The 25377-nt window shown below is 31.9% G+C and carries 34 protein-coding genes and 1 tRNA gene; 5 read left to right on the top strand and 30 right to left on the bottom strand.

Going from position 1 to position 25377, the window contains the following annotated elements; all coding sequences use genetic code 11:
* Positions 1-3: 3 nt before the first annotated feature.
* The 7 genes from HFD15_RS07915 to HFD15_RS14335 form a co-directional block, all read right to left on the bottom strand.
* The gene (locus tag HFD15_RS07915; RefSeq protein WP_012897132.1) at positions 4-414 is read right to left on the bottom strand and encodes a TcpE family conjugal transfer membrane protein; all 411 of its coding nucleotides are present in this window, start codon (positions 412-414) and stop codon (positions 4-6) included.
* A 13-nt stretch (positions 415-427) separates the two neighbouring features.
* Positions 428-691, bottom strand: coding sequence for a TcpD family membrane protein (locus tag HFD15_RS07920; protein WP_012897131.1), 264 nt, complete (start codon positions 689-691; stop codon positions 428-430).
* Between the two features lie 8 nt (positions 692-699).
* Positions 700-1947 (bottom strand): translation initiation factor IF-2 N-terminal domain-containing protein, encoded by a 1248-nt coding sequence (locus HFD15_RS07925; protein WP_167593363.1) that lies wholly within the window; start codon positions 1945-1947, stop codon positions 700-702.
* Complete coding sequence (locus HFD15_RS07930; protein ID WP_032941756.1) at positions 1934-2116, bottom strand: hypothetical protein; 183 nt, start codon at positions 2114-2116, stop codon at positions 1934-1936. The genes HFD15_RS07925 and HFD15_RS07930 overlap by 14 nt, the downstream gene beginning before the upstream one ends.
* Positions 2117-2239: 123 nt before the next feature.
* Positions 2240-2452, bottom strand: a complete 213-nt coding sequence (locus tag HFD15_RS07935; RefSeq protein WP_230579318.1) for a hypothetical protein — start codon at positions 2450-2452, stop codon at positions 2240-2242.
* On the bottom strand, positions 2445-3722 hold the full coding sequence (locus tag HFD15_RS14330; protein ID WP_238785327.1) for an LPXTG cell wall anchor domain-containing protein: 1278 nt from the start codon (positions 3720-3722) through the stop codon (positions 2445-2447). The genes HFD15_RS07935 and HFD15_RS14330 overlap by 8 nt, the downstream gene beginning before the upstream one ends.
* Positions 3723-3728: 6 nt before the next feature.
* Positions 3729-4877, bottom strand: coding sequence for a hypothetical protein (locus HFD15_RS14335; protein ID WP_238785330.1), 1149 nt, complete (start codon positions 4875-4877; stop codon positions 3729-3731).
* 498 nt (positions 4878-5375) lie between these two features.
* Here HFD15_RS14335 and HFD15_RS07945 point away from each other — a divergent pair, with 498 nt between their 5' ends.
* Positions 5376-5933, top strand: coding sequence for a hypothetical protein (locus tag HFD15_RS07945; protein ID WP_029343553.1), 558 nt, complete (start codon positions 5376-5378; stop codon positions 5931-5933).
* A gap of 232 nt (positions 5934-6165) precedes the next feature.
* On the opposite strand, the gene HFD15_RS07950 is transcribed toward HFD15_RS07945, so the two are convergent.
* The 6 genes from HFD15_RS07950 to HFD15_RS07975 all read right to left on the bottom strand — a co-directional run bounded on the left by HFD15_RS07950 (position 6166) and on the right by HFD15_RS07975 (position 9386).
* The gene (locus HFD15_RS07950) at positions 6166-6426 is read right to left on the bottom strand and encodes a hypothetical protein (RefSeq protein ID WP_029343551.1); all 261 of its coding nucleotides are present in this window, start codon (positions 6424-6426) and stop codon (positions 6166-6168) included.
* A 128-nt stretch (positions 6427-6554) separates the two neighbouring features.
* Positions 6555-6866, bottom strand: a complete 312-nt coding sequence (locus HFD15_RS07955) for a hypothetical protein (protein ID WP_015426017.1) — start codon at positions 6864-6866, stop codon at positions 6555-6557.
* An 85-nt stretch (positions 6867-6951) separates the two neighbouring features.
* A complete protein-coding gene (locus HFD15_RS07960) occupies positions 6952-7281 on the bottom strand; it encodes a hypothetical protein (RefSeq protein ID WP_029343550.1) in 330 nt (109 codons plus the stop codon).
* Between the two features lie 135 nt (positions 7282-7416).
* Entirely contained in the window at positions 7417-8670 is a 1254-nt protein-coding gene (locus HFD15_RS07965; RefSeq protein WP_370519735.1) for a replication initiation factor domain-containing protein, read from the bottom strand.
* 28 nt (positions 8671-8698) lie between these two features.
* Positions 8699-9187 (bottom strand): DUF6773 family protein, encoded by a 489-nt coding sequence (locus HFD15_RS07970; protein ID WP_014570872.1) that lies wholly within the window; start codon positions 9185-9187, stop codon positions 8699-8701.
* On the bottom strand, positions 9174-9386 hold the full coding sequence (locus tag HFD15_RS07975; protein WP_029343548.1) for a helix-turn-helix transcriptional regulator: 213 nt from the start codon (positions 9384-9386) through the stop codon (positions 9174-9176). Before HFD15_RS07975 ends, HFD15_RS07970 begins: the two co-directional genes overlap by 14 nt.
* Before the next feature lie 478 nt (positions 9387-9864).
* Here HFD15_RS07975 and HFD15_RS07980 point away from each other — a divergent pair, with 478 nt between their 5' ends.
* A complete protein-coding gene (locus HFD15_RS07980; RefSeq protein ID WP_167593364.1) occupies positions 9865-11757 on the top strand; it encodes an AbiA family abortive infection protein in 1893 nt (630 codons plus the stop codon).
* Between the two features lie 5 nt (positions 11758-11762).
* On the opposite strand, the gene HFD15_RS07985 is transcribed toward HFD15_RS07980, so the two are convergent.
* From HFD15_RS07985 to HFD15_RS14340, 9 genes are all read right to left on the bottom strand, one after another.
* The gene (locus tag HFD15_RS07985) at positions 11763-12872 is read right to left on the bottom strand and encodes a site-specific integrase (protein ID WP_238785332.1); all 1110 of its coding nucleotides are present in this window, start codon (positions 12870-12872) and stop codon (positions 11763-11765) included.
* A gap of 50 nt (positions 12873-12922) precedes the next feature.
* A complete protein-coding gene (locus HFD15_RS07990) occupies positions 12923-13123 on the bottom strand; it encodes a DUF3173 family protein (RefSeq protein WP_167593366.1) in 201 nt (66 codons plus the stop codon).
* Between the two features lie 18 nt (positions 13124-13141).
* Positions 13142-13396, bottom strand: a complete 255-nt coding sequence (locus HFD15_RS07995; protein WP_167593367.1) for a hypothetical protein — start codon at positions 13394-13396, stop codon at positions 13142-13144.
* A complete protein-coding gene (locus HFD15_RS08000; RefSeq protein ID WP_167593368.1) occupies positions 13393-13737 on the bottom strand; it encodes a hypothetical protein in 345 nt (114 codons plus the stop codon). The genes HFD15_RS07995 and HFD15_RS08000 overlap by 4 nt, the downstream gene beginning before the upstream one ends.
* A gap of 10 nt (positions 13738-13747) precedes the next feature.
* Positions 13748-15007 (bottom strand): Rep family protein, encoded by a 1260-nt coding sequence (locus HFD15_RS08005; RefSeq protein ID WP_167593369.1) that lies wholly within the window; start codon positions 15005-15007, stop codon positions 13748-13750.
* Positions 15008-15375: 368 nt separating this feature from the next.
* Positions 15376-15732, bottom strand: coding sequence for a hypothetical protein (locus tag HFD15_RS08010; protein ID WP_167593370.1), 357 nt, complete (start codon positions 15730-15732; stop codon positions 15376-15378).
* Between the two features lie 13 nt (positions 15733-15745).
* Positions 15746-16204: a DUF3450 domain-containing protein gene (locus HFD15_RS08015; RefSeq protein ID WP_167593371.1), complete on the bottom strand. Its 459-nt coding sequence runs from the start codon at positions 16202-16204 to the stop codon at positions 15746-15748.
* The gene (locus tag HFD15_RS08020; RefSeq protein WP_167593372.1) at positions 16194-16382 is read right to left on the bottom strand and encodes a hypothetical protein; all 189 of its coding nucleotides are present in this window, start codon (positions 16380-16382) and stop codon (positions 16194-16196) included. Before HFD15_RS08020 ends, HFD15_RS08015 begins: the two co-directional genes overlap by 11 nt.
* A gap of 1 nt (position 16383) precedes the next feature.
* A complete protein-coding gene (locus tag HFD15_RS14340; protein WP_167593373.1) occupies positions 16384-16527 on the bottom strand; it encodes a hypothetical protein in 144 nt (47 codons plus the stop codon).
* 209 nt (positions 16528-16736) lie between these two features.
* Here HFD15_RS14340 and HFD15_RS08025 point away from each other — a divergent pair, with 209 nt between their 5' ends.
* The gene (locus HFD15_RS08025; RefSeq protein ID WP_167593374.1) at positions 16737-17036 is read left to right on the top strand and encodes a helix-turn-helix domain-containing protein; all 300 of its coding nucleotides are present in this window, start codon (positions 16737-16739) and stop codon (positions 17034-17036) included.
* Positions 17037-17147: 111 nt separating this feature from the next.
* Here the strand turns inward: HFD15_RS08025 and HFD15_RS08030 are convergent, their stop codons facing one another.
* From HFD15_RS08030 to HFD15_RS08065, 8 genes are all read right to left on the bottom strand, one after another.
* Positions 17148-18446: a DUF6161 domain-containing protein gene (locus HFD15_RS08030; protein ID WP_167593375.1), complete on the bottom strand. Its 1299-nt coding sequence runs from the start codon at positions 18444-18446 to the stop codon at positions 17148-17150.
* Positions 18447-18920: 474 nt separating this feature from the next.
* On the bottom strand, positions 18921-19091 hold the full coding sequence (locus HFD15_RS08035) for a hypothetical protein (RefSeq protein WP_012897120.1): 171 nt from the start codon (positions 19089-19091) through the stop codon (positions 18921-18923).
* Positions 19092-19112: 21 nt separating this feature from the next.
* Complete coding sequence (locus tag HFD15_RS08040; protein ID WP_015426013.1) at positions 19113-20795, bottom strand: FtsK/SpoIIIE domain-containing protein; 1683 nt, start codon at positions 20793-20795, stop codon at positions 19113-19115.
* Positions 20796-20798: 3 nt separating this feature from the next.
* On the bottom strand, positions 20799-21275 hold the full coding sequence (locus HFD15_RS08045; RefSeq protein WP_012897118.1) for a DUF961 family protein: 477 nt from the start codon (positions 21273-21275) through the stop codon (positions 20799-20801).
* A 17-nt stretch (positions 21276-21292) separates the two neighbouring features.
* Complete coding sequence (locus HFD15_RS08050; RefSeq protein ID WP_012897117.1) at positions 21293-21595, bottom strand: hypothetical protein; 303 nt, start codon at positions 21593-21595, stop codon at positions 21293-21295.
* Between the two features lie 149 nt (positions 21596-21744).
* Complete coding sequence (locus HFD15_RS08055) at positions 21745-22815, bottom strand: hypothetical protein (protein WP_167593376.1); 1071 nt, start codon at positions 22813-22815, stop codon at positions 21745-21747.
* 112 nt (positions 22816-22927) lie between these two features.
* Positions 22928-23248 carry a helix-turn-helix domain-containing protein gene (locus tag HFD15_RS08060; protein WP_012897115.1) on the bottom strand — a complete coding sequence of 107 codons (321 nt, stop codon included), beginning with the start codon at positions 23246-23248 and terminating at the stop codon, positions 22928-22930.
* A gap of 24 nt (positions 23249-23272) precedes the next feature.
* Positions 23273-23344, bottom strand: a tRNA-Ile gene (locus tag HFD15_RS08065).
* Between the two features lie 623 nt (positions 23345-23967).
* Here HFD15_RS08065 and HFD15_RS08070 point away from each other — a divergent pair.
* Positions 23968-24324 carry a helix-turn-helix transcriptional regulator gene (locus tag HFD15_RS08070; RefSeq protein WP_012897114.1) on the top strand — a complete coding sequence of 119 codons (357 nt, stop codon included), beginning with the start codon at positions 23968-23970 and terminating at the stop codon, positions 24322-24324.
* A gap of 9 nt (positions 24325-24333) precedes the next feature.
* Complete coding sequence (locus tag HFD15_RS08075) at positions 24334-25239, top strand: ImmA/IrrE family metallo-endopeptidase (protein ID WP_015426009.1); 906 nt, start codon at positions 24334-24336, stop codon at positions 25237-25239.
* The last annotated feature ends 138 nt before the right edge of the window (positions 25240-25377 follow it).

The following is a 25377-nucleotide window of genomic DNA, read 5'->3' on the forward strand; positions in this document are numbered from 1 at the left end:
TTTTTATTCTTCCTCCATAAATTCTTCTACACTTCGCAATTTTGTTTTTTCATATTTTTGACCCTTATATATTTCAATTGCTTTCAAACCATACCCAAATTGATAAACGATAAAGTCCCACAAAAATACTGGTGGTAATTTATCATCTGGGCGCAAATCAGATACTTTAACCGAAATTTGCCATGATGCAAAAAGGGTGAGCGCTACTTTCACTTGCCATTGAAAATATGGAATCAATTTTCCAACTGTAAAATATAGCAAAATGAATATTAAGAAAAAATAAGCAAATAAGGAAAGACGGACTGCCTTTCTCAATGCAAAATTATCTGTCAGTTGCTGTATCCAAAAAGGTTGGTCTAATGACAATTTATAGGAAAACTTAGGCACTTCTTCTTTTTTTGCTTTTTCAGACATTCCGCCTTCCTTTCTAGCCTAAACCGAGAACTTTTTTCACTAAATTACCAACTGGTGTAAGCAAACCACCTGGATTATTGACGAGTAGAGCCAATAATGAACCAAAAACAATAACAACTATCATTTTCCCATACTTTCGACCGAAAAATTCTTTTCCTGCAAGATAACCAAGCGCTATCCAAACTACGATTTGCCCTTGTTGTTGAAACCAAGACCAACCACCAGTCAACCCAATATCGCCAAAAATAACATTGTTAATTAATATATTTCGTAACATTTTTTCTCCTATTCTTTTTTACCTTCAGGTAAAGTGTGTTTAAAGTCAGTCGCAAAATATGACTGCTTTTGTTTTTCAATCGTAAATTGATAATTTTCTACATGCGTACCGAGTGCATTTTTCATTGTGATTTGAACTACCGCATGATATTTATTGTCCCCTTTTGATTCATAGGTCGCTTGGTCTAAAGATTTAAACTCTTGACCCTTATTAAGAGATAACCCTTTTGAAATCAATTTCAACGTATCACCGTCAGTTGTATAAGCGGTAAACAATGATTTTGTGAACTTATCCAAATCTTTTTTTACAGAATCACTCGTTTTTCCTAAATCAGACCACGTTTTAGTAGGCACTTGATTTTCAGTTGCTTGTAAATCAGGAACACTTGAAAAATAAGGTTCATCTGAAATATAGTAAGCTGAACCTACTTTTTGGTAAGGAATCGTAAACAAAGTTGTTTCATCATGATATTTCACCACATTTTGTTTCGTTGTATCTTTTCCCTTTTTGACTTCTTTTGTTGTGACTTCACCAGCACTATAAGTCACTTTATAAGTCGCTTCATTATCCGTCAAACTCATCATGACCGCACCCTCAAATTTGGAAGGTGTACGTTGAATACCTTGACTAATCACTGGCAGATTTTGAACAAAATAAGCATTAATATCTTTAACTGCTGTTTCTTGTTCTTTTTCATCTTCAGGGAATGTGAAATAAGTTTCAATAAAGCCGTCAAGATAATTTTTCGCTTGCAAATCAAGCCCATTACCTGATGCTTTTTGCGTAGCACTCACTTCTTCACGAATGATTTTATGAGTGGGTTTATATCCACTTGCCATTAAGCCAAACAAGACCACGTTTGACAATATTAAGAAACCGACCCCTCCCACAACCAAAGCCCCTCCCTGTTTAGCTGACATCCGTTTAAATTTAGGAGGTTTTTCATTTGGTAACATCCGCAACATTTCCGTCTTTTCTTTCTTAGGTTTAGCTGAAAGAATTGAAAACTTAGACTTCTTTTTTTCAGGAATTTCAGTTGTTTTTGAAACTTTTGTTTCCACTATAGGTTCTTCTTTTTCAATAACTTCTGAAGTATCTGATTTTTTATAGAAATTTTCTAGTTTTAATACTTCAGCGTCACTCAAAGATTTTGATGTTGATTTAGCTGAAATTCCAAATTCTTGAGCCTTAGAGAGTAACTCTTTCCGCTCAATTCCTAGTTTATCAGCTAATTCATAAATTTTAATTTTGCTCATATTCCTCACTTTCTTTTTCAACAGCTTTAAAAGATACATCACTTCTTAACCATTTTTCAGCCACTTCTTCATCTTTCTTTTTAGTATCAAAAGTAGTAGCAAATTTTAAATGTTTAGTCGCTCCACCATTGGCACAAAGATAGCCACCACGCATTTTTACAACGTACATTTTCACCTCTTTTTCAATTTAAAATAATATCTCACCAAAATAATTTGGCGGAGTTCTTGATTTATATTTTGTTTTTTTCATTTTCACCCAAAATAAAAAGCAGACAATTAAATCTGCTCTTTTCTAAACAATGTCATGTTCATAAGTTTGCTCATATTCATCACAAAAAATAATCACATCTTCATCAAATTCTACAATCTCAAAGTTTTCTCTAATAAAATCATGGAGTTTAACTTCATTTGTTTCGCCTGTTTGTCTTTCTTGTAATTTCAGAAAGAATTGACGAGCCTGTCTTTCAAGTATTCGCCACGCTTTTTCATAGGTCAACTTATTCACCTTCTTCTTTAGCTGATTTTTTCTTTTTCATATAATAAACAGCACCAGTACCAAGAGCGACTAAAACGGCTAATGCACCACCATACATAATCATATCTCCTGTTTCACTACCTGTAGTTGGTAATGAAACTTTAGGGGTTGGTGTAGGAGTGGTACTTGGAGTAGTAGGTTTTGAACTTGACGGAGTTGTTGAACTTGGTGGAGTAACTGGTTTTTTGACTTTTTCGACTGTCAACGTTTGGTCTTGGTCTTTCAAATCATCATGTTTTGCTTTTGGTTCATCTTTTTTAGTGTCCTTCCCTTCATCAAATAAATCTTCAGTCCAAATATAAGTAACCGTTGATGTTTCGGGAACATCAGCATCTTTTGTTGTATCAACAGTAGATTCAATTTGTTTTTCTTGTGCTTTGACCGTTTCATCATCAACCGTGAAATTCAAAGTACGGATAACTTTTGATTCTGTCACTTTTCCGTCTTTATCCGTCACAACACGGTGAAGTGTAGCCACCATTTGGTCGCCTTTTATAGCATTTGTTGTCATGATTTTATCGTAGAGAGGAGTTGTTTTTGACACTTCTACTTTTTGAATAGTTTGGTCACCGTCTTTTGTATGTGCTTTTGTCTTGATTGTAGGAACAACTGGTGTCACAGGTTTATCTACTAATGTTCCAAGATTGACATTAAACATAGTAGAATTATCAGTCACTTTAGTAGTTGTGACATCAAGCGTTGTAATTACTTGTTTTGTAACAGTATCAGTAAATGTTACTGTATATCCTGTGATATTTCCGTCCTTATCTTTATTTGTTGTAGTAACAATAGAGATTGGATTGATTAATTGAAGGGTATCACCTTCTTGTGGTAATTCTTCAAGAAGTCCGTCACCAAACGGAATTTTGGTGAAATTAACTTGTCCGTTGTTAGTCACACCGTTAGAATCTTCAGTTGCTTTAGAGGTTACCTCAATTGGTTCACCTTTTGTTCCATTGGTTGGAGTATAACGGAAAGTACGACCATTTAAACCAGTATGTGATCCATTGACATCTTGAGCTTTTATGAACCCAAAGCTATAATCTAATGGTTTATCAGTAGCGATTACACTATCAACATAGTTATTTGTTTTTGAATCAAACTTATCGTTTTTATCAAATTGAACTTTAATACGTTTGGTGCTTAGGTCATAACCTTCAGGTGCTTGAAGTTCTCCCCACTCATATTCTTTGCTATTATCAAGATTTTTAACAGCAACACCTGCTTTTAAATCTGTCATTTTCAATTAAACAGTATCGTTATTGGTTTTTGTACCTGAAACTACAGAAATTGGATAACCCTTTTGACCGTCAGAATATTTAACCAAAGTGTTTGTTCCTGCTTTGTAAAGCCCCCAAACAGAATTTACTAAACTTCCTTTCCCTTTTTCTATTTCAGTAGAATTGGTATCTGCATCATGTTTTAACAAATCAGCTTCACCAAGTCCGATAATGTTCAAATTTAATGAACCTGATGCCTTTGAAGTGTCTTGAGATGCTAGAACTGATTGACTAGATTTACCTGTACTATCTCCGTCTGTTGAATAAACATAATAAGGGAGTGTCGAGGTTGATTGAGCTTTATTTTGGAACAAAATAGCTTTAGAAAGCAACCCTAATTTACTAGAAATATCAGCTTTAATTTTCACATCATTTCCAGAAGTGCCGACTGTTACACCGTCCACATTACTTTTGAAATAAGGGAAATTTGGAAGTACAGCTTTGGTATCTGTAACTTTCTTTTCTACTCCTTGAATAACATCAACTGTTGAACCATTAAAGCTAGGTAATTCACGCATTTTCTTAGCTTGATTAATTAAATCATTTGCCCCTGTTTTAATTGTATTAGCATCATGAAGTAATGTATTGTCTTTGACTACTAAATCTTTTGTTTGATTTTCAGAAATGCCTGCTTCATCGAGTAAAAGATATGTAGCGTGTTGAGCTTGTGCATAAGCAAGCTCTGAGCCGTCTTTTTGTGCAAGATAATCTACATTATTAAGAACTGCTATTTGTTCATCTGTCAAAGCATTCAAAATTCCATTTGTTGCATCTAATTGAGCTTTTGTGGAATTGTTTGGAAGTGGAACTCCTAGACCAAGACACCATGCAGGTGTACCGTCTGCTAGTTTAAGCATAGGTTTTGGGTGTTCTTTTCCTGTTTGGTCGATTTCATAATACAAAGGCTTGTTATTTTCCCAGTTAACCGTTGTATTCGTCGGTAAACTAGCCTTCGCACTTGTACTTTGTGCACTAGCATATACAAGTCCTGCTGTACCCAAACCCACGGCCAAAACTCCTGCAAAGGCAACAAATGCTTTTTTTCGCTTGTGCATTTTCCAATTTGTGACTTTCTTTTCCGTCAAGTCATTCAACAATTTTTCCAATTTACGCATGAGTAAATCTCCTTTTTTAATTTAGCTAAAATAAAAAAACTGCCATTTCTGACAGTTAAGCGACTAGTTTTTTGTCGTTTCGGACACGACATGCAAATAAATGTTATAATATACACAAATATTTTAACGAAATGGTAATGAATCAAATGAGAAAAAATAAAAATAATTTTAACCTATTGATCGAAATAGCAATGATTCAACAAAAATATTCAAGACTTTATAAGAAGTTTTTGCCTTCCTTTCGATTTCAGAAATTAATACAAAAACTATATAAAAAAAATAAAATTATCTATTTCAAAAATAAATAACTTTTTTACCAAACATTCTTTCCTTACTTCTTTTATAAAATTTCTTTTCGGAATAATTATCGTTGGTCGTATAACTTATCAAATTAATTCTTTTTTTAATTCATTGAATTCTCCTATTAACTATAGTATTTCTAGTTTCAATGCTAAACCATTTGATATAAATAACGGTAAAATAGATACTCCCTCAAAAATGAGCAAAGGTGATAATTTATTTTTTAAATTTTCCTCCACACTAAAAATATCTTCAGGTCAAATTAAGGATTTTTATATAGTTTACTCTACAACTGACAGTCCTAATTTATCATTATCAAATTTCCATAATCTCACTCCAAAAATCTCATATAACAACCGTTTTAAAAAGTATTTATTCTCTTTTATCCCTTACTTATCTAACTCAGAACAGATACCGATAAGTACGGTTACTTTTAAAAGTAAAATAAACTACCAAACTGAAAAGACAACTTACTGTTATAAACCCTTTTACCTACTAACTATCGATAAGCAAAATAATATTGATATAAAAATTCTCATGGTCAGAAGTTATTCAGAACTCTATTATTCCGAATACAACATTCCCTTTATAATGTCCGAAGAATCTTTCACTACTGCACCTTCATATCAATTGCTTTCACCATCTGACTTTCTTAAAACTAAATCCGTTTCCCCAAAATTTAATACAAGTGCTAAAGAAATTCAGCAGGGAATTAAACAAATTACAGAAATTTCTAAAGAATTTTATGCTAAGTAATATCTGATAATATAAAACCTAAACAACTAATTCCAAAACTTGCAAGCCACATTGATATTAGCTTTATAACTTCATACCAATCGCTAACACTGTAAATGTTAAATAAGCAATACAAAATTAACCAAGGTAGCATTACAGCCCAAATCAATGCACAAATCCAAATAAAACCTAAGGGCATCAAAACTATTAACAGTAATATACTTTTTATTACTTTACATATTGTTTTCATTTTCTATCCCTTTCTAATCTCCCAATTAGGTTTTTGAATATTTGATTTTGGTAAAAATCGAGGAGCAATCGCAATTGACAGCGGAGTTGAAATCGGATTGTATTTCTCACACAGCCACATCACCTTTTTTTCATTAATTCCAGACCAAAATTGATTTGTACCATTAGCAAAGAAAATAGTAATATCATATAAATCTTTATATGGTGCTTTATGAAGTGAAAAATCAATCTGTGGTCGTGCTTTGCTCATATTTGTTACTGTCATATTTTTATTTCTCACTCATGGTGAGTATCCTTTCTCTTGCCTTACCATGAGTGAGGCTTTTAACATTGTTATTTTTCAGATAAGGAAAGGCAAACCCTACCCTTATATTAAAGTTTTACGTGGACTATTTATTTAGCGCCACTACGTGCTTGCGCTTCTGCTTCTTCCAGTTTTCCTTTTAATTCATTAAATGATTTCTTTGTAAAGTTGTATGCAGTTGAACCTTTGAGAAGATTTCTAATCAAATCATTTGTACGATTGGCAATCACTTCGACGGTATCATCTGAAATAGAGGTATCATTTTCAAGTGTACGAAGTGCTTTCCCTTGTCCTTTGAGTTTTGAAACGGCTTCTTGATAGGCATTTCCTGCATTGATTACAGCTTCAATTTCGTTTAAATCAGTTGTAAGTTGTTTAAGTCCTGTTTTTAAAGTTGGCATATTTTATCTCTTTTCTTTTTTATTTCCCACCACAAAATTTGCCTTCCCTTATCTGAAAAATAACTTTGTTTTTATTTATGAAAAATCATAAAGTTGCTTGTGCTAAATCATTATCAATTAAAAAGTAAATTGCCATTTTATAGCCTTCAGGCAAATCCGCAATTCTTTTATCTTGATAGAGTGAATAATATTTTTTACGTGTCATTGAATCAGGCGGAAACATCAAGCCTATTTCATTAAGCAACCCTAACGCTTCAGTTTCATTTGGAATATAAAAAAAGAGCTGGTCATAAACTCCCTGCTCAAATTTTTTCAAATTAAATTCATATCCACTCATTTTATACTGGAGCATTCGGACGTTGTTTGGAACTCCTAACATTCTTTTTTGAAAATGTTCTACATTAGGTCTAATCACCTCTCCCTTTCCTCCTTATCTAATTATCAACCAAATATATCCGCAAGTATCGCAATAACAACCACAAATACAATAATAGCTACGATAACTTTAGTTACTATTTCATCAACTGGAAAACCTAGTAATTTGAATATGCTATCCATTTGCACCCCTTATCATTCTAAATTCCTTCAGGAACTTTTCTTGTCTTTCTGTGAGTTCAGCTTCATTAAAAATTTCTTCCAAACGACTTTCACCTGTCAGTTCTTCAGCTTTTTTTAACAGAAGATAAGTTGATACAGGCCCACCACGTTCAAACCATGTATATTTTCGGTTCAAATCAGGCGCTTCAGGACGAACAGTAAAATGATAAGCATCCATTCTGCCCATCATATCGTACCATTCACTATCTAAGTTTCCTTCCTTATCATAAAATGTCAGATTATCATTAATAATTTTGACCCCTTCATCGGCTAAATCAAAATCTTCCTCGATATATCTTTTTATAAAGTCGGTTGATATTTCTTTTCGCATAGAAATTTCATAACGATTTCGCAGACCATACATTTCACGTATCGCTTCAACCGAAGTCATTTCTTGACTTGCTCGCTCATAATCTTTTTCGTAAAACCGAAAAAATAAATGAGTTTGTTTAGATCCAAAATAAACGGTTAGACCGTCATTAATCATTCCTTCTTTTGTCCTTCTTCCACCAAGAACCGCAGAATAGTTTTGTTTACGACCATTCCACCGACCCTCACGGGCAGAAGTTAAAAGTTTGAACAAGTCAAAATTTCCTTCTTGCGGGTTATATTGTTCATCAAGTGCTAAATCAAAACGTGTGATTTTTACAAAATCGTCATTATCTGGTGCTTTTTTGTTGGCATAGAGAAAACAATCGTTAAAAAAATCGTACCAAGTCCGCTGTTTTTGATGATATTCAAACTCATATTCCATTTCACGGCACGCTTGACCACTCATTTCAATTAGCACACCTGCTTTTATATCTTTATCGTGATAATAAACATTGATGTGACCGTAACTAATATAGAAAGGGTATTGATAACGGTTATACTCATTGAGCTGAAAATTCTCAACGTTTAAACCTAAAATCTTAGAAACTACTTCACGAACATTTAAAGTCTGAAAACGAATATTTGTATAGTCATTTGTACTCACAAAGACCGTTGAACTCTCTCTTTTTTTGAAAAAGGAGAGTCTTATTTTTTCTTCCATTTCAGAAGTAACAGCACGTTCGCCTTTTTCCATTTTTCGGTAATAGCTCAAAGATATCCCTAAGAGGTCACACATAAACTGTTGAGTAACATTCGCACTAGAGCGTATATCCTTTAAATCAATCGTTCGTTCCTCACTTTCTAAATTAAAAACTACAATATTTGTTTTTAAAATAAAAAAAGATACTTAAGTTTAAGCATCTTCAATCTTTTGTTTCTTCCTCATCTAGTGCTCTCTGAATACTTTGTTGCCTTTTTTTGTTAATGTAATTTAATACCATAATTACAAGTCCTCCCAAAATAGAAGAGCTAATAAATAAAACTACTAAAACTGCAATAAAATATCCCATACCATCTCTTTGATACATTTCAGAATAAGCAGTATAATTTTTAGTGCCTTGAATAATTGTTACAAGCATTCCCACAAAAAACATTACCGTAAAAGTATTTATTTTTCCTTGTGTTCCTTCCAAATTGATTCCTGCAATAATACTTCTAATTATAGTATAAATAGCTATTCCAACAACACAAAAAAGTTCTACTGCATACTGCTTAAATGGTGCATCAAAAAATATTTGTTGAACGATTACCGATGAAAATAGGACAACACTAATTATAATATAGGCTTCTCCCTGAATGCGATTCATCTGAGTAATAACTCTCTCATCACGTATTATTTTATTCTTTTTCATCATGTTCCTCCCAAAAAATATCGTTCAATGTTTTTTTTAAAACTCTACAAATATCTATGCATAACCTTAAGGACGGATTAAACTTTCCAGATTCAATAAGTCCAATTGTTTGTCGAGTCACACCTACTTTATCAGCTAAATCTGCTTGACTCATTTCAGCCTCAATTCGAGCCATTTTCATTTTCTTGTTTTTCACCATTCCTCCTTCCTTAGTTATAGTATACCATATATTTTGCAAAAAGCAATATATATATTTCTTTAGTATTAACAATTTAAAAATGCTATGAGATAAAATACTCCTAAGAAGAACAATTGAATATTTATTTTTATAGGTAATAGAAATCTAGGTATTTCATTTATTCATAAGAGAACAAGCATAAACTCTTGAGTAATATTAGTCCTGAAGTGTCCCCTTTAAAATCAATTGAGCGTTCCTTACTTTGTAAAATGTAAAAGAAGTGACACAAGCTATACTGTTGGTATGACTAGGATAGTTAGACTTGTGTCACTTGTACCCCCCCTCATTACAAATCGCAATAAAAAAAGGGCTTAACCCCATATTTCACAGATGTTCAAATCCTTACTTTTGATTTTTGGTAGCTTTTTTGGTAGCTTATAAAGATTTAAATTAAAGATTTTGATAAAATGTTTAATATAGTTTATTATTGGAGAAAAATATGATTACTTTGGAATTTATAGACTGGGAACGTGCATGTAAAATGATTCAAAATATTCCCGAAAATACAAAAAATAAATATTTTCAAACCTACTCTTTTTTATTAAAAAATGAAGATTGGAAATACTTAGCTTCAGAGCATTTTTTTTATTCCTATATAAAATGCGGCAAATTTTTAACAGAGATCGATAATCTTAGTTTTCCAAATAGAGTACTACAAAAAAATCATGGAGACTATCGTCATGTCAAAATAGTTTCACCAATTATATATCTTTTTTTAGTAGCTATAGCATCTCAAATTCAACGCATTTATAAAGAAAAAAGATCTTATTATCATATGAGCGCCTATTTTGCGGGTACTTTTGATGAAGATAAGGGGACTGCTTACTATAAGAATAGTTATAATTTATACTTAACAGATATTAATACTTGCCAAAGCAGCTATAAATATTGTTTTAAAATAGACTTTGCTACCTTTTTTCCACTAGTTGATGTAGACGATTTATTTTCTAAGGTGAAAAATTTAGACCCAAAAAGTGAACTCATATATTCTTCTTTAATCAAAATGATTGGACGTGGAAAAATGCCAATAGTTGATGGGAATACTGGTCTTTCTTACTTAAATACTATAGTATACTTAGATGATTTCGACGCAGAACTCATAAAACATTTGGAAAAAATTAAAGAAATACAAGGTTTCCAACTTATAAGATATGTAGATGATTTAGCTATTTTTATAAATTGTGATGAAAGTGATTTACCTTATTTAAACTCTAAGGTTTATAATGGAATACAAGAATTAGCCGTAAAAAATCGTTTAGTACTTAATTCTTCAAAAACAAAACATTTTACCCCAACTGTTGAATTAGGTTCTAAAATGGATATTGCACTATATGATTTTTTTGTAAATAATAAGGATGTAGACTTTGATCAGTATTATTCAAAAGACGATTTAAATTATTTTTTAGATAATCTTATCTCTCTTCCTACACACGCAGATTTTAAAACGTATGAATCTAAAGTTCTTAGTACGTTAGAAAAGACAAATGACCTAGTATATGGTGCATCAGATGTTTTAAACGCTATTGTATATAACAAAGCTTCTTGGTCTAGAGACAAAGAAATATTGAATAAAATTAAAATATTAGTTGACACTGACTATAGAAAACTACGATTTTCTGCCAGGTCACTTATAACTTTAATATTAAATACAAAAGATTCTTCTATTATAAAATCTCTACTTAACAACATGTTTGAATCCTTTAAAAATAATCAGAGCGATTTAATCGATGAAATACTTTCCCTTGAGTACCTCGTACAAAGAAACTTTCAGCATAGGGATTTGATTAAAATAATAAAAAATACCAACCCCTATATTAGTGAATATATTGAAAAATTTCAAATCCTTAATTTCCCAACTCAGATTAAAATCAAGAATAAAATATATTACGACTCAAAAAATGAAGTATATAGTATGTTAGATGATGATCCTTATCTTAACTTTTTGTTCTTCAGATATAAATATTTTGAATCTTTAGGGCAAACCCTTGAGTCATTTGCATATTTTAAAAATTATTTTGACAGATTCATTGCCCATGCTACTCTCTGCATGGGGATAGACCAAGAAAAGCGTCCTAATTACAAAAAATACTATAAAGAAAAAGCAATTAAAAAGGAGTTAAAAAATTTTCAATTATCAATTTCTGATAATGAAATTGATAATATAATATCTACTGCTCATAATATAAGAAATTCGAACCCTGTAAGCCATGCAAGTGCACAATTGATAAAAGACAATAACCTTAGCAAAGATAAAATTTGGGGTACTATAAAAGATTTAAAAAAAATCATAGAAGAAATATTACTCCAAATGCAAACAAAAAAGGACATATAATTATACTATGTCTTTTTTGAATTATTTTCATCAAAATTTTTATATGTTATCAAGTTTCTTAATTGATTAGTTATCTCTTCATCCGCATTCGGATAAAGGTGACTATAAATGCCTAAAGTCGTTCTTATATCTGTATGTCCTAAACGTTTTTGAATTAATAGAGGAGTTACATTATATTCATTGATTAAAAGTGAAGCGTGAGAGTGCCTAAGGGCTTTAGCTTGTATTCTTCGAACACCAGCACGTTTACTATATTTTGTAAGCATATCACGAACAAAATGAGCATCATTAGGTGTTAAATCATAAGAAAGCACAAAATCAAATTTTTCAGAAAGTTCTTTTTGTCTTTCTTTCCAATCTTTCAAAACTTCTATTGTCGTATCATCAAGAGAAATAACTCGTTTTGATTTTTCAGTTTTAAGTTTATTCTTTCTTTCCCAGTTATTCTTATTCGCAAAATCTAAGTTATGGCTAATACTCAGCTTCTTCTTTTCTAAATCGATATCTTCCCAATATAGAGCAAGCCCTTCACTTACACGCATACCAGTAAAGAAGTAAAGCCAAATCATTGTGAAAATAAAATGCTCAAAATAATAAGAGCGGTCTAAGCTATTGATGAAGTTATCAAACTCTTCCGTCGTCCAATAGTCTATGTCAATCTTTTCTAATGGAATATTCCCCACTTTTTTAGCTAAATTATCACGTATCAATCCATAATTTCTGATTGAATTAAAGACAGTAATCAAGTATCCCATTTTCTTTCTTGCTCCATTTTTAGAATATTTTTCTAACAAGAAATTTTTGTATCGAGTAATATCAAAAATAGTGATGTCTTTTGGCTTTTTCTTCCCAAAAAATTCTTTCATTTGTCTAAATTCAAAGGTTTGACTATACCTTTTATTAACCGTTACACGAGCAAAAAAATCCGGCAAATAAATTTCATCTATGAATTGCTCAAAGGACATTTGAGAATATGCCACACCGCCCATATCGTGTACTTTTTTCATTGCTTTTATTCGTGCCTCGTGTGCCTCTTTTGCAGTTCTAAAACCTCTACGACGTTCTTGATAAGCTTTTCCTGTGGCTCGGTCTATTCCAGCTTTGAAATAATACATATATTTACCTGTTTTATCGTCTTTGGTTACTCCTGTGTAGCTTGTTTTACTCATGCAATTTTAGTCCCCAAGATTTCCTCAACAATTTCAAGCGGCACAGTCCCCAAGCGCTTATTATCATAAAAAGTAAAGCCCTTGTTTACCATGATTTGTTTTGCTTGTTTTATCACACTCCGAGAAGCCCCTACTGTGTAACCTAGCGCTACTAAATCTTTGTACTGTACGACCGCTGGTACTACTTTTTTCTTCATTTTTCTTATCCTTTCTACTTACTCACTAAAATCTAACGTCACAGTTCGTTCACTTCTACAATGCTCACAATGAATTGGGAACGTTCCAAAGGTTAACCCTTTAAGATATTCACTTCTTACTAGTGCTGTAATATCAGTAGTTTTTAGACAGTCTCCACAGACCATACCATGATGATTTGACATTATTTCTGTTTTAAGTGATTTATTTTGCTTCATTTTTGTCGTCACACCTTCAAGCTCAAGTCTACTTTTTTTATTTTGTTCTTTAATCATTTTTCTTCTTCCTCATTACTTAAAAGTATTTCAACATCCCCAATTCGAGTGATTTTACTTATATTCTTTCCCCAATTTTCTGATTTTGAGAAGTCTCCTAGTTTCTTCAAAAATTCAAAACAGTCCACAACTGGAACAATCCCAGCATTTCCGCCTTCTTTGTCAGTTATTGAATTTCCTAAGACTTCCTTATCTAGTTCAAAATATTGCCATGAATCAATATAACCTTTGTTTACCGCTTCTCTAGCTATCATTTCCGCAACTTCTAATGGCATGGATACCCAACCATTCGCAATAAATAGACATTCCGCAAGTGTTAAAACTGGCTTTACTTTTTCCATATTTTCAATCCTATTTTTCTTTTTCTAAAATTCCAAGTATCGTTAGAATTTCTTTCGCTACTTTTTTCATTTGATTTTCGCTCTCAATATTTTTACAAATAACCGAACCTAAAGTAAATCTATCTCTATTTTTAGGGTCGTACAATCGAATGACAAACTCTGTTTGTTTATAGCCTAGGCTGATACATTTGATTTCAATTGGTAGCCTCCGATTAATTTCGTGCCTTTTTATCCGCTTAATTTCGAATTCTTCAATCTGTTCATTGGGCATTAAATTATTGACAACCGTTTCTAGGGCATCTGTACTTGTTAGAAAAAAGTAATCTGATAAACAATGCTTATCCTTTCCTCGTGAGTTACTGGGACTATAAGTTTTAGGGTCAAAACGATCTAGAAATTCTTTGTTTGAAAGTTCTAAACCGCTAACTTCATTCCATAATGAAGCTTTTTCCCCATCATATAGCCCAGCAATATCAAACGTTTTATTTTTCCCACTTGCAGGTACCATGTGAATACGGTCTGATAATAATAAGCACATGCACTTAGCTAACCATGTTTTACCAACTTCACTATCTCCCCAAATAAAGAAAGTAGTCAAGTTTCGTCCTTTTAGTTTATAGTCTTCTGCCTTATTTTGAATATACTCTTTAAAGTTTTTTTCAAATATTCGACTGTATTTATTCCAAAGTTTTATCCCTTCAATTTCGTCAAATTTATCTATCAATAATTCACGTGCTTTTAACCAGTATAATTTACCATTCCCAATATCTATTGACAGCCCCATAACAATTTCATCTACTTCCTTTTGAGAAATCGTCCTATCTGACTTGTTTTTAATTAGTTCAAGATAATCACAGTTGATAGTCTGAACTTCATCAATATTATATTGATGTTTGCCGTCATCCATTGCTTGACTGGTTCTATGTGTTAAATATCTAGCGGAACTTGTAATACTTCGAGCATTCGTGCAATTTGCCTCACGAGAGACATTAAACATTTTCATAACTGCTGTTTGTGTTTTTGCCTCTTTAAAGTTTTTCAAAATATGGACGTGTAATGGTTTAGATAAACCGTCTTCTAAAATATCTTTTTCATGAAAAACATAAGCACACCAGCCATCATCAGTATTAAAAGCAATGAGCTGACGTATTTTATTTTTCCATTCTTCAGCAGTCATTGAAGATATTAATTTCCCTTTTTCATTGTGAATTTCATAGTCATAATTTAATGTGATATTCCATGTTCTAAATCGCTTCCCATTTTTTGCCATTTTACCTCCTTTCTTTCAAATTGTCAGAATTGTATAGGATTTACACAAAAGTACCCCCTGTGTAAAAATCACTCTATTTTTTACTTTATTTTCAATCCTCGCTTCGCGCACCCTAGACGGAGTTACAGGGTGCGCGTTATTAACTATACCAATTAAAAGTCATTCGCCATTACATACTATGCAGGCGATTTTTGCTACAAAGTCAAGCTAATTTCACAATCTTTTTAATTAAAATTTAATTTTATAAAATCAGTTTCTTATCGAGAGCGCCTTGTTAGCGGAGCTTCTGACTACTCGCCCTTATCGCCTGTAGGGCGACAGGCTACGTAGTCAGACCACAACGCACTCTCTGAAACTGATTTTATCCATTATTTATTTAAATCTTGTCCCTTACTTGCTTTTTTCAAAATTCCTGAATACCAAGGGATAACTTCATTTTTTGTAAAATAATACCCATTATTCGTCACTTCTAAAGCGACTTTGTCATTAATGGAAACTGCTGGTTTATCCATGGTTTTCACTAAAAAGGTTTGACGGAAAATCGGAATACCCGTATCCATAATCTGAATCTCTGTGCGATAACCGTCAGGAACAGAAGTTTTTGTTTCACTATCCCATTTTGTTTTTTCTACAGGTTCAGCATTAACGTATAACTCTTTTGCATTCTTAATTTGTTCTAGAATTTCTTGGTCTGCTTTTTCAATATTGATTTTAATTTGTGCCATGAGAGCACCTCCATTATTTCTTTTTAAATTTATTTATCAATCCTCTATTTTCGAGGTTTTTTATGCGTTCAGTTAGGTCACTTGTATTTGTTCTCAAAGTATCAAGCTCACTTTGTTGGCTTTGTATCCTTTTTGAAAGGGCGACAATTTGACCACGTAAAGCCTTATCTTGTCGCTTCAATAGCTCAAAATCACTTTGTTCTTTTTGAAGTTCTTCAACTTCCTTATTCCCAAAAACTTCACGAATTGCTTCCACTTTATTTTTCCCAGTTTTTAGCAATCTATCAAACTCTTTAAAGCATTTTACATCTAGCTCATCGAAATCATAAACGGTTCTATTTTTACGCCCTCTACCATTTCTAACTTTAATTCGATTAAATTCGTTTCCTGAAATCTTAGTAATTTCTCCACGCCATTTACGAATGGTATTATAAGGGCGGTCAACTGCTTCAACAAGTTCTTTATAATTCATTAATCTCTTTTTTGGTATCGGCATAAGGAGCTACATGACCATCTTCACGAAACTTTTTTAAAGCTAATTTTTCTTTATAACGATCAAGACTTTCAATCATATTTTCCTCACGTACATGTTCATTACGCTCAAGCTCTGCTCCTTTTTCAAACATCGTATCAGCATATGTTTTTGTCATTTCACATAAACCTGAAAATAAATTTTTTCATATTATTTGAATTATCATAAAACCCACTATCTAATGTTTGTCCTACTAGCATTACCGTAGCAATAGTGTTCATACTTCCAAGTAAATCGTGCAGTTCAAAATTTTTTTCTTCCATTTTAAAATCTTACCTTTCATGCTATAATATAATTATTGAAATTTTTATGCGATTAATGCTTTTTGAAAGTTTAATCGTTGTTTTTATTATTAAAAAATTTAAGCAACACCTCCTATACTTTTATAAAAATAATTCAAATTAACCAAATGTATTCAAAAAGACTATATCGATATTGTATTCTTTTTGAATACATTTGTCAAGGTGGAACTATGTTAAAAGACCGATTAAAAACAATTCGCCTCGAAAAAGGCTTAACTATGGTTCAAGTAGCTGAAAAACTAGGTGTATCTTACCCAGTATATAGTCAGTGGGAACGTGGTAAAAGAACTCCGAAAGAAGAGACTATACAAAGACTAGCAAAAGCTCTTGATGTTACTCCTGACTATCTAGCAGGAAGAACTGGTGACCTTGATGAAATCTTCAATATTATTAGAGAAAATAATCCCACAGAAAATGATAAAGAAATAATAGCTACTTGGCTCAAAGATTATTTTAAAAATAGAGATTAATCTAATTCGAGCAATTTGCTCGACCCTTGTCGCAGGGGGCGAGAATACAAAATAACACCATAAGTTATAACTTATGGTGTTATTTTGTATAGTATTATGAACATTTATATTTTATTTCTTCGCTACAAGTATTTTTAATAACTCAGTAATATCAGAATCTCCTGTAGAATCAGATTTAATTAGACCACTATCAATTTTTGAAAAGATTGTAGGTAAAAGTAATTGTTTTTCTTCGATACTAATACCTAAATGTCCTTCTTGAATCATAGATAAATAATAATCAGTTAATGCTGCTTTTTGAGCGTACTCTACTGATATGTGCTGATTAGAAATTGCAATTTTTATCAAAGTTCTTAAGATATAAATCAACAAAGAAATAAGAGCAATTGGAACAAAATAAATAGGAATTATGCTTATATTTTTCAACTTATCTAAATCTTGCTCACCTATTTTTAATATCCATAGCCCTGTCAAAATTATTAATAATCCTGAAATAACCGCTCCTACTGACCAATATATTGCACTCATTTTATATTTTTTTGCTTCATCTTCCCAGAACTTTATCGGAGCTTTTAACTTCAATTTTTGCTCATAAGAATCTTCGAGATTTGAAACCTGTTCTCTTTTTTCTTTGATAAAATCAGTAAGATTATCTTTTAATTCCTCAATATAAATAACATGTTCCGCATCTGCTTTTTCAAACCGATCTTTTTGTGCCTCTAAATATTTTTGAGTTTCGTCTTCAAATGATACTCTTGCAGAGTCAATAATTGAAGAGACTTGACTCATCTTTACAATTAGATCTGCTCCTTTTTCATCAAGATTAGTATTTAATCCAAGAATAGCCTTATTCTGAACCTTGATAGACAGAAATGCAAGTGAACCTTCAATTTTTGCTTTATTACTGGAGTTAAGATTATTAATTAACTGACCACTATTTCTAAATAGTTCAAAAAATTCCCTATAAGCTTCAACAGAGGTATTTTTTAAAATCTTATAACCAGCCTTATAATTATCTCCATTTACCTCCGATAATAGAGGAGGTTGAATATCAAAAGTAGGATGATAATTACTGTAAGAGAATTGCCATATGAAACTCCACGAGTTTCCCTGCTTATTAACAAATTGATTAAAAAACTTAAATAAATCTTCTCTTGAATTTAAATTTTCTTCACTAATCCCTGAAATTAAATCTTTTTCTATAAACTCAAGAACTTCAGCGTAAGTTTCAGAAAATTTAAAAGCCACCTTTCCTCTTCCTTCCGCCCTTTTCCAATCAACAATCGCTATTCTTAGAGTATCTATTAATTCATTCAAAGATTTAAAGCTTTGAGAATTTCCACCATTCCCTGTATTTAACCTAAACTCAGTATTAGGGACTACTATTTGAAGTCCTGTTACTTTACTCATAAATTTTTTCACTTCCTAAACAAATTACATCTTTGTTTTATTATACAATATTTTTTTAAAAGTAATTTATTTCTGGTAGCTAAATTGGTAGCCAAACAAAATAATATATCATTTTTTCACAAAAACTAATAAACTAAAATGCCTTTATATCAACCATTTAATATCAAAATAACAAACTCCTAGTCTTAGCATTTGGGGGGTCAAGTCCAAGCTGACGGCAAGCCGTCAGCCGTGCAATCACACGCTCACTCCTTACGCTACGCTCGGAGCTATGCTTACGTTCTTGCACTTTTTCAAAAAAAGCATTACGTTTAAAACGCAATAGCCTTAAAACAAAACCCAATAGTTTTTCCTCCAATTCTTTCAAGAATAAACCGCTGTCGCGCACTACCGTTTGCGAGGGCAATTCGACCGTGGAAAATGGCTTGCCTACGGCAAGTTGTCTAAAGACAAACGGAAACAAGTTCCTATCATTTACTCACCGCCGATTGCGTGGTGTTTATCTTCCTTTTTTTCACAAGATTTCATTTGATTTTGAACAGCAAAGAATAGCTTTTCAAAGTCTTTAACAGCAACCCCTCTAAGGGTCAATTCCGTCGTTTTATTATCCTTTGAAATAGTTACTCTAACACTTTTTTCTGCCATTATTTTTACCTCATTTTCAAACTAGGCAACTTCTTTGTCAAAAGTCACAAATTCTTTTTCAAACTCTGCTTCATCAGCTAAGACAGTATCAACGGCTTCATTCAAAGTACATTCTTCTGTTTCTTTGGTTAAGAAAACAGTTTGTAAAGCAATAAAATCATCTTCATTGTAAGGTGATTTTTCACTTATAGAATATCCGCCACTTGTTAAACGCTCTATGGCTGTTTTCACAGTTTTTGACGGTTGACCCAACTTGCGAGATAAAGAGGTAATCGTATAAAATTTTTCTTCCAAAAGCTCACTTTCTGCTCGTTCCTGTTCAACGTTAGAAATTGGTGGAGCTTCAAGCTGAACTTCAGTAGTATCAGCTAAAACTGGTAATTTTGAAAGCTCTTCATGAAAATCATAGCCTTTATCAAATGGTACAGAAGGGCTATAAAATTCACGTGCAAGTTCGCCATTATTGGCAACATAGCCACGACCAATTTTACCCTTGATGTATTTGAAAACTTTTTTCTCATTTTCATCACCAAAGACCATACGATAACCTGAACCAGTCAAACGACCAACCGCCAACCGTTTCATAAAGTTATCACGTAAAGCTGATTTCAGATATTCAGCATCTGGACGTTGCATGGCAAGAATTAAGAAGACCCCTGATTGACGACCCTTTAAAACAATTTGAGTTAAAATTTGAATTACTTCATCAAATTCTCTAAAATCTAAACTAGAAATAAAAGCAGCCCATTCATCAAAAAGTACAAATTCAGGTGTCAAACAATAATCAGAATATCGTTTCCCTGCCTTATAATCAGGGTGATTTGTCATATAATCATAGCGTTCGTCCATAAATTGCATTTTTGAACGTAAACACTCAATCATAGACTCTTTATCAAAGAACACACGATTTTCAAAAACTGGAACATCTCTCATTCCCACAAAGTCAGAACGTTTAGGGTCACATATATCAACATGTCCTACTTTAGCAAGGGCTGATAAAATTGACATCAAAAGAACGGTTTTGCCACCCCCAGTACCACCTGCAATAAGCATATGTGGGTCAGCTTCATAATTCCAGTAAACCCCATTCATTAATTTTAAACCTAATTTTTTATCGACTATGACATCATTAACTGAAATACGATTACGTTCTCCGTCAATAGCAAAAACATACTCAACAAATGCTTTTTTAGAAAGAATTTTACTTTCATTAATAAAATTTTGTTCTTGATAATCGGCAAAAAAAGTTGTTTCTAAACCGTCAGCTAAATCAAGAAATTTTTCTTGATGAACTCCACCGTCAATTGGAAAATATGTATGTAATTCATACGTGTTAGGTTGCTTCAGATAAATAGGCGCTAGTTTTAACTTTTCATGACTTCCTTTTTCATCTTTAACCATTTCTTTTTCAACTAAACCATGCTTCACAACATAGTTCAGTAACAATCTTTTATAATTGTTTTTTGAAAAGAAAAGGAACTTGTGATAAAGCAAAATCAATAAACCAAAAGCCACCGAAAATGCAATGAGCAGAATATCTACAGCATAAATTGCTAGCACTTTTGGTGGCAAGGTTTCAAAATTTTTATAAAAGAACCCTACAGGACTAGCGAAAAGTAAACCAGTAATCAATACAAAAAATTCACGGTCATACTTATCTCTAAGCTTTAAACGAGAGCCTTTACTTATTGTACGTTTTGCCATTTATCATTTCTTCGGTTCATTGTTTTTAGGTTCAGGCTTTGGAGATTGTTCAGGTTTTGAATTAGATTTACCCACTTTTTCAATCCCTTCAGCATTCCATTTTTCACCTGAAAAGTAATTCGTTCGGAACTGACCGTTTCCAGTAGGTACGAGTTCTTTATCAGACCAAAAATTAATTGAGCGATTCGTCAATTTAATTTCATCTTCATATTCAAGCCCCGAAAAATCAGCTTCAGCAGGCATTTTTACAACAATTTGCTTGTCTTGTGCGTCAGAATAAATGTTGACCTCATAATAATCAACTTTATCCGTTGGATAACGTTTAATTTCACCAGTTTCTTCATTTGGTTCTCCGTCCTCAAAGATCATTACTGGTTCAGCATGCAAGAACAAAACTTTACCTAATGCTTTATCAAAATCACCGATTTCTTCAGTCAACTTGTTTTCTTTTTCAAAAATTTTACTTAACTTTAATGACATTTAATTTCCCCCTATAATTACGCTAATTTGAGCGCTTCAGCATAAACAACATATTCTTGTGAATATTTGCCTTTTGGTGTGCGATTACGAACATAAGCAACCGTGACATCTGTCAAAACAACTTCTTGACGGCGAGTAGGTTTAGCCCCTTTACCATTTGGTACACGTAATTCAAAACCTTGCGGTTGTAATGGACTTGTAGCACTATACTTGGTATAACCTGATTCAACACCTGCTCTTGGTGCGACTGGTTCAATGGTCTTATCGACAGTAACTTTTGAACCTAAGAGTTTCGTTGCGTTAATTGGAATTTTAATCATATTTCCACCTTTCTTTATTAGTTTAATGACATCTCGGTCAATTTATGCGAACGTAGGGACTTGAACCCCATTCAACCGTACTAATTCGTTCGCTTAAAGAAAAAATCACTCTCATTTAAGAAAGTGATTTTTTAAATAAATAAAATATTTTATGCAGGCTCAACACCATATCTTATACTATGTTCAAATCCTAAATTAATAACTTCAGCTGAATTTACTGTAGCATCTACATAGCTTTGAGCTTCACCTAAAGTATTGAAAGTTTGAGAATATCTTCTCACTCCGTCAACTGATACCCAACCTAAATATTTTGAAGTATGTGTTGGTTGACCTGAGTTTCCCCCATTAGAACCATCATTATTTGTGTTAGAACCATTCCCACCTGTGTTTGAATTAGAATTATTTTGTCCACTATTTCCTTGACCTTGATTACTTGAACCTGAATTAGTATTGTTTTGAAAAGTATTTGAACCACCTTGTGAATAGTTATTTTGACTTCCTCCACCGTAAAAATTAGAACCACTAGCAACATCATTATTTACTGTGCTTTGTGAATCAGTACCTGTATTAGCATTGTTACTATTATTAGTTGTATTTCCAGTTGAATCTGATTGTTCTTTATTGGTGTTGGTTACCTTCGTTTTTGAATCACTTGCACTCTTAGCTTGCTGTGCTTTTGTAGCGTCATCAGCTTGTTTCTTAAAAGTCGCAAGTTGTTTGTTCAACGTATCTTTCAAACCTTTTGAATAAGAGCTTGTAAGCTTATTTACAGCTTGTTGAGCTGTTTTATACTTATCTTGATTCATAGCGTCTTTTTGATAGTTACTAACGGCTGTCTTAGCTTCAGTTTCCAACTTCACACGATTTTTAATACCAACTACTTGATTGTCAAAAGCTTTTTTTACTTCAGCATTTTTAACTTTAAGAATTGAAGCTTCAGCTAGTTTAATATTCTTGTCAGTAGGAGTTTTTTCAGTAATATCTAGTAATTTCTTACTGTCTGCTTCATTAGATTTTTCAAGTTGTTTTGCTTTTTCGGCCCTAGCCTTACAAAGTTTAATTTTTTTATTTTTTAAAGCTTCAATTTTTCTTTCTTTTGCTTGATGATTTGCATGATTAACTATTCCAGTAGTAACACCACCGATTAAAACAATCGCAACTGCTCCACCAATAATTTGTTGTTTTTTAGTCCAATTTAAAGGGTTCAAATTCTTATTCATAAATGCATTCCTATCTTTACTCTAATTTAAGTTTATTATATCACAAACCAAATGGTTTGTTAAAAGTTAATTAACATTGTTTCTCGATTCGTCTCTTTTAGCAACAAATATATTACAACGTGTAATTTTTTCGATATTCTGCTAAACCAGTTTTAGCTTTCAATCCTTCAATAGTATCATCATATTCAATATTTTCTAAAACATCTAGTAAATATTCCTCACCATTTCTAAGGTGACTAATTCCTAGCATATACATAGGAGTAACTTTGAAGAAGTTAGCAAATATTACAATAGTTTCATTGTCAGGTGTTCTACTTCCATTTTCCCAACGATTATATGTTGATTCATTAATATCTAAACTCTCTCTCACTTGTTTTCGTGTTAAATTATTGCTGTGTCTTAAATGAATTAACCTTTCAGAAAAACTTTCCATAAAATCTCCATTCTTTTTTCATTAAGGGAACAACTGGATTTGAACCAGCACCATTACTTATAAAGTAATTACTCTAGCCTATTAAATTATATTCCCATAAAAAAATCTATCTTAGTTATAAATCAAATTTCCTACGGACAGTATCAACAAATCCCTAAGTGAATTAAATTTATTAAGATAGATTTTTACTAAAACCATTATTTTTCTTAAATAAAAAACTGCCATTTCTAATAGTTTAAGCGACTAGTTTTTTGTCATCTCGGACAATTATTTAAACTTTATTTGTTCATATTTTAATTAAAAGAGAGAATATAGTGTCTCTCATTGACAGCATACTCCCCCTTAAACGGTATATTCAGAATGTCTCACGACAATACGACCTTTCGGTTATCGGGGTGCATTCATCGGCTCTCTCCCCTAGCTTGTTAGATAAATGGAACAAGCACCTGCCACGTGACTTAACACACAGCTATTCAATTGTATAAAGTTTGATTTAAAACTTAGTGCTTGCATTGACTTATCTCCTTCAAAAATGTTAAAATTAATAATGTTCAGGTTATTAATTTAACATTTTAGTGGGAGTTGCCTCAGCGCGCTTCCGCTTCTTTTTTGTAGTTATATTAACTACATTCAATATTGTATATTATTTAACTACACATGTCAAGTATTTTTATAAAAAATTTTTATTTTTTTACTAATGAAGGGAGTAACTGTTTAAAATGCTCTATGAAAGACTTCAAGAACTTATTAAAAAATCCAATAAATCAATGAATCAAATTGAACGTGAACTAGGATACCCTAGAAACACAATTTCAAGCTATAAAAGACAGAATCCTTCCACAAAACGATTAGACGAGTTGGCAGAATATTTTAATGTCAGCGTTGATTATTTATTGGGTCGTGAAAATGTACCAAATTCTGATTATAGTGATGAAGAAAATGAACTTATCGCTGCTTTTCGTATGGAACGTGAAGATATGACACCTGATGAACAAGTAAAATTCAATGAAGCTATTAAAGACTTAATGAAATACGCTAAAGAACGATTGAATGACGATTCTATCTGGAAAAAATAATATTACTCTATGAAAAAAGTTGAATATAGAGTTGTTGATTCTAACGTTTATAATAAGTGTCTAAATCTAGCTAATGAACTACTTAATCAAATTTCGGCTCAAAGTCAAATACCAGTATCAAAAATCTTTCCTAAAGATATAATTTTATACTTTGAGTCCAATTACAATATTAATTTTTCGTTTTTTGAATCTAAAAAAAATGAAATTATCTATAAGGACCTTGTACAGAATCCTGATTTTATCATCCTAGACGATAGTTTAGTGCATAGAACTTCTGGTTTAACAATGCCTAAAAAAGATAGAACATTGATATTTATTAATCAATCAATGCCTTTAACTCGAATCAAATTCACTATATTACATGAGCTTACTCACTTATATTTTCATAAGTTAGAAGATAATAAAAAGGTATTTACTTCAAAATTTTCAGGAAAATATTCTGATGACGTTTTACCATTTGAAGATGAAGCCAATATTATCGCTTCACTCTTATTTTGTTCAACTCCAAAATTAGAAATGCTTTTAACTAGAAATTATTCTTTTGACAAAATTAAAAGTATAACTGGCATGAGCATTAAAGGACTGCATAGCAGACTTTTAAATTTTTTACATCACATCTTAGGGTTAAGTAATTCTAAAGCATTAGAGCTTGTTTTGAAACTCAGAGATAACGATTATAAAACTACTATTGAAATTAAACATCTTGTCAATAATAAAAATAATCAACTTAGAAAATGCAAGAATATATTAATAAAAATAAGTCGTGGACTTGTTATCGAGCAAAACGCTTGCGTTTCTTTTTTAAAGAATTTATCCATAAATGAATTAATCAATGAGCTAGAATATGCCCATTCAACTAAAAACTTTACCTTAGAGCAATTAGTCATGAATGAATATTATCAGAAACAACAATAATTCTTATTTGAACTTATAAAAAACTGCTAGACTTCAATAGTTTAGTAGTTTTTTTATTTGACATTAAAAAAAACTTTTATACTTTAGAACTTGACATAATAATCAAAACGATATATACTTAGTTACATAACCAACTAA

The sequence above is a fragment of the Lactococcus sp. EKM203L genome, from assembly GCF_011800585.1.
GTDB lineage: Bacteria > Bacillota > Bacilli > Lactobacillales > Streptococcaceae > Lactococcus > Lactococcus lactis.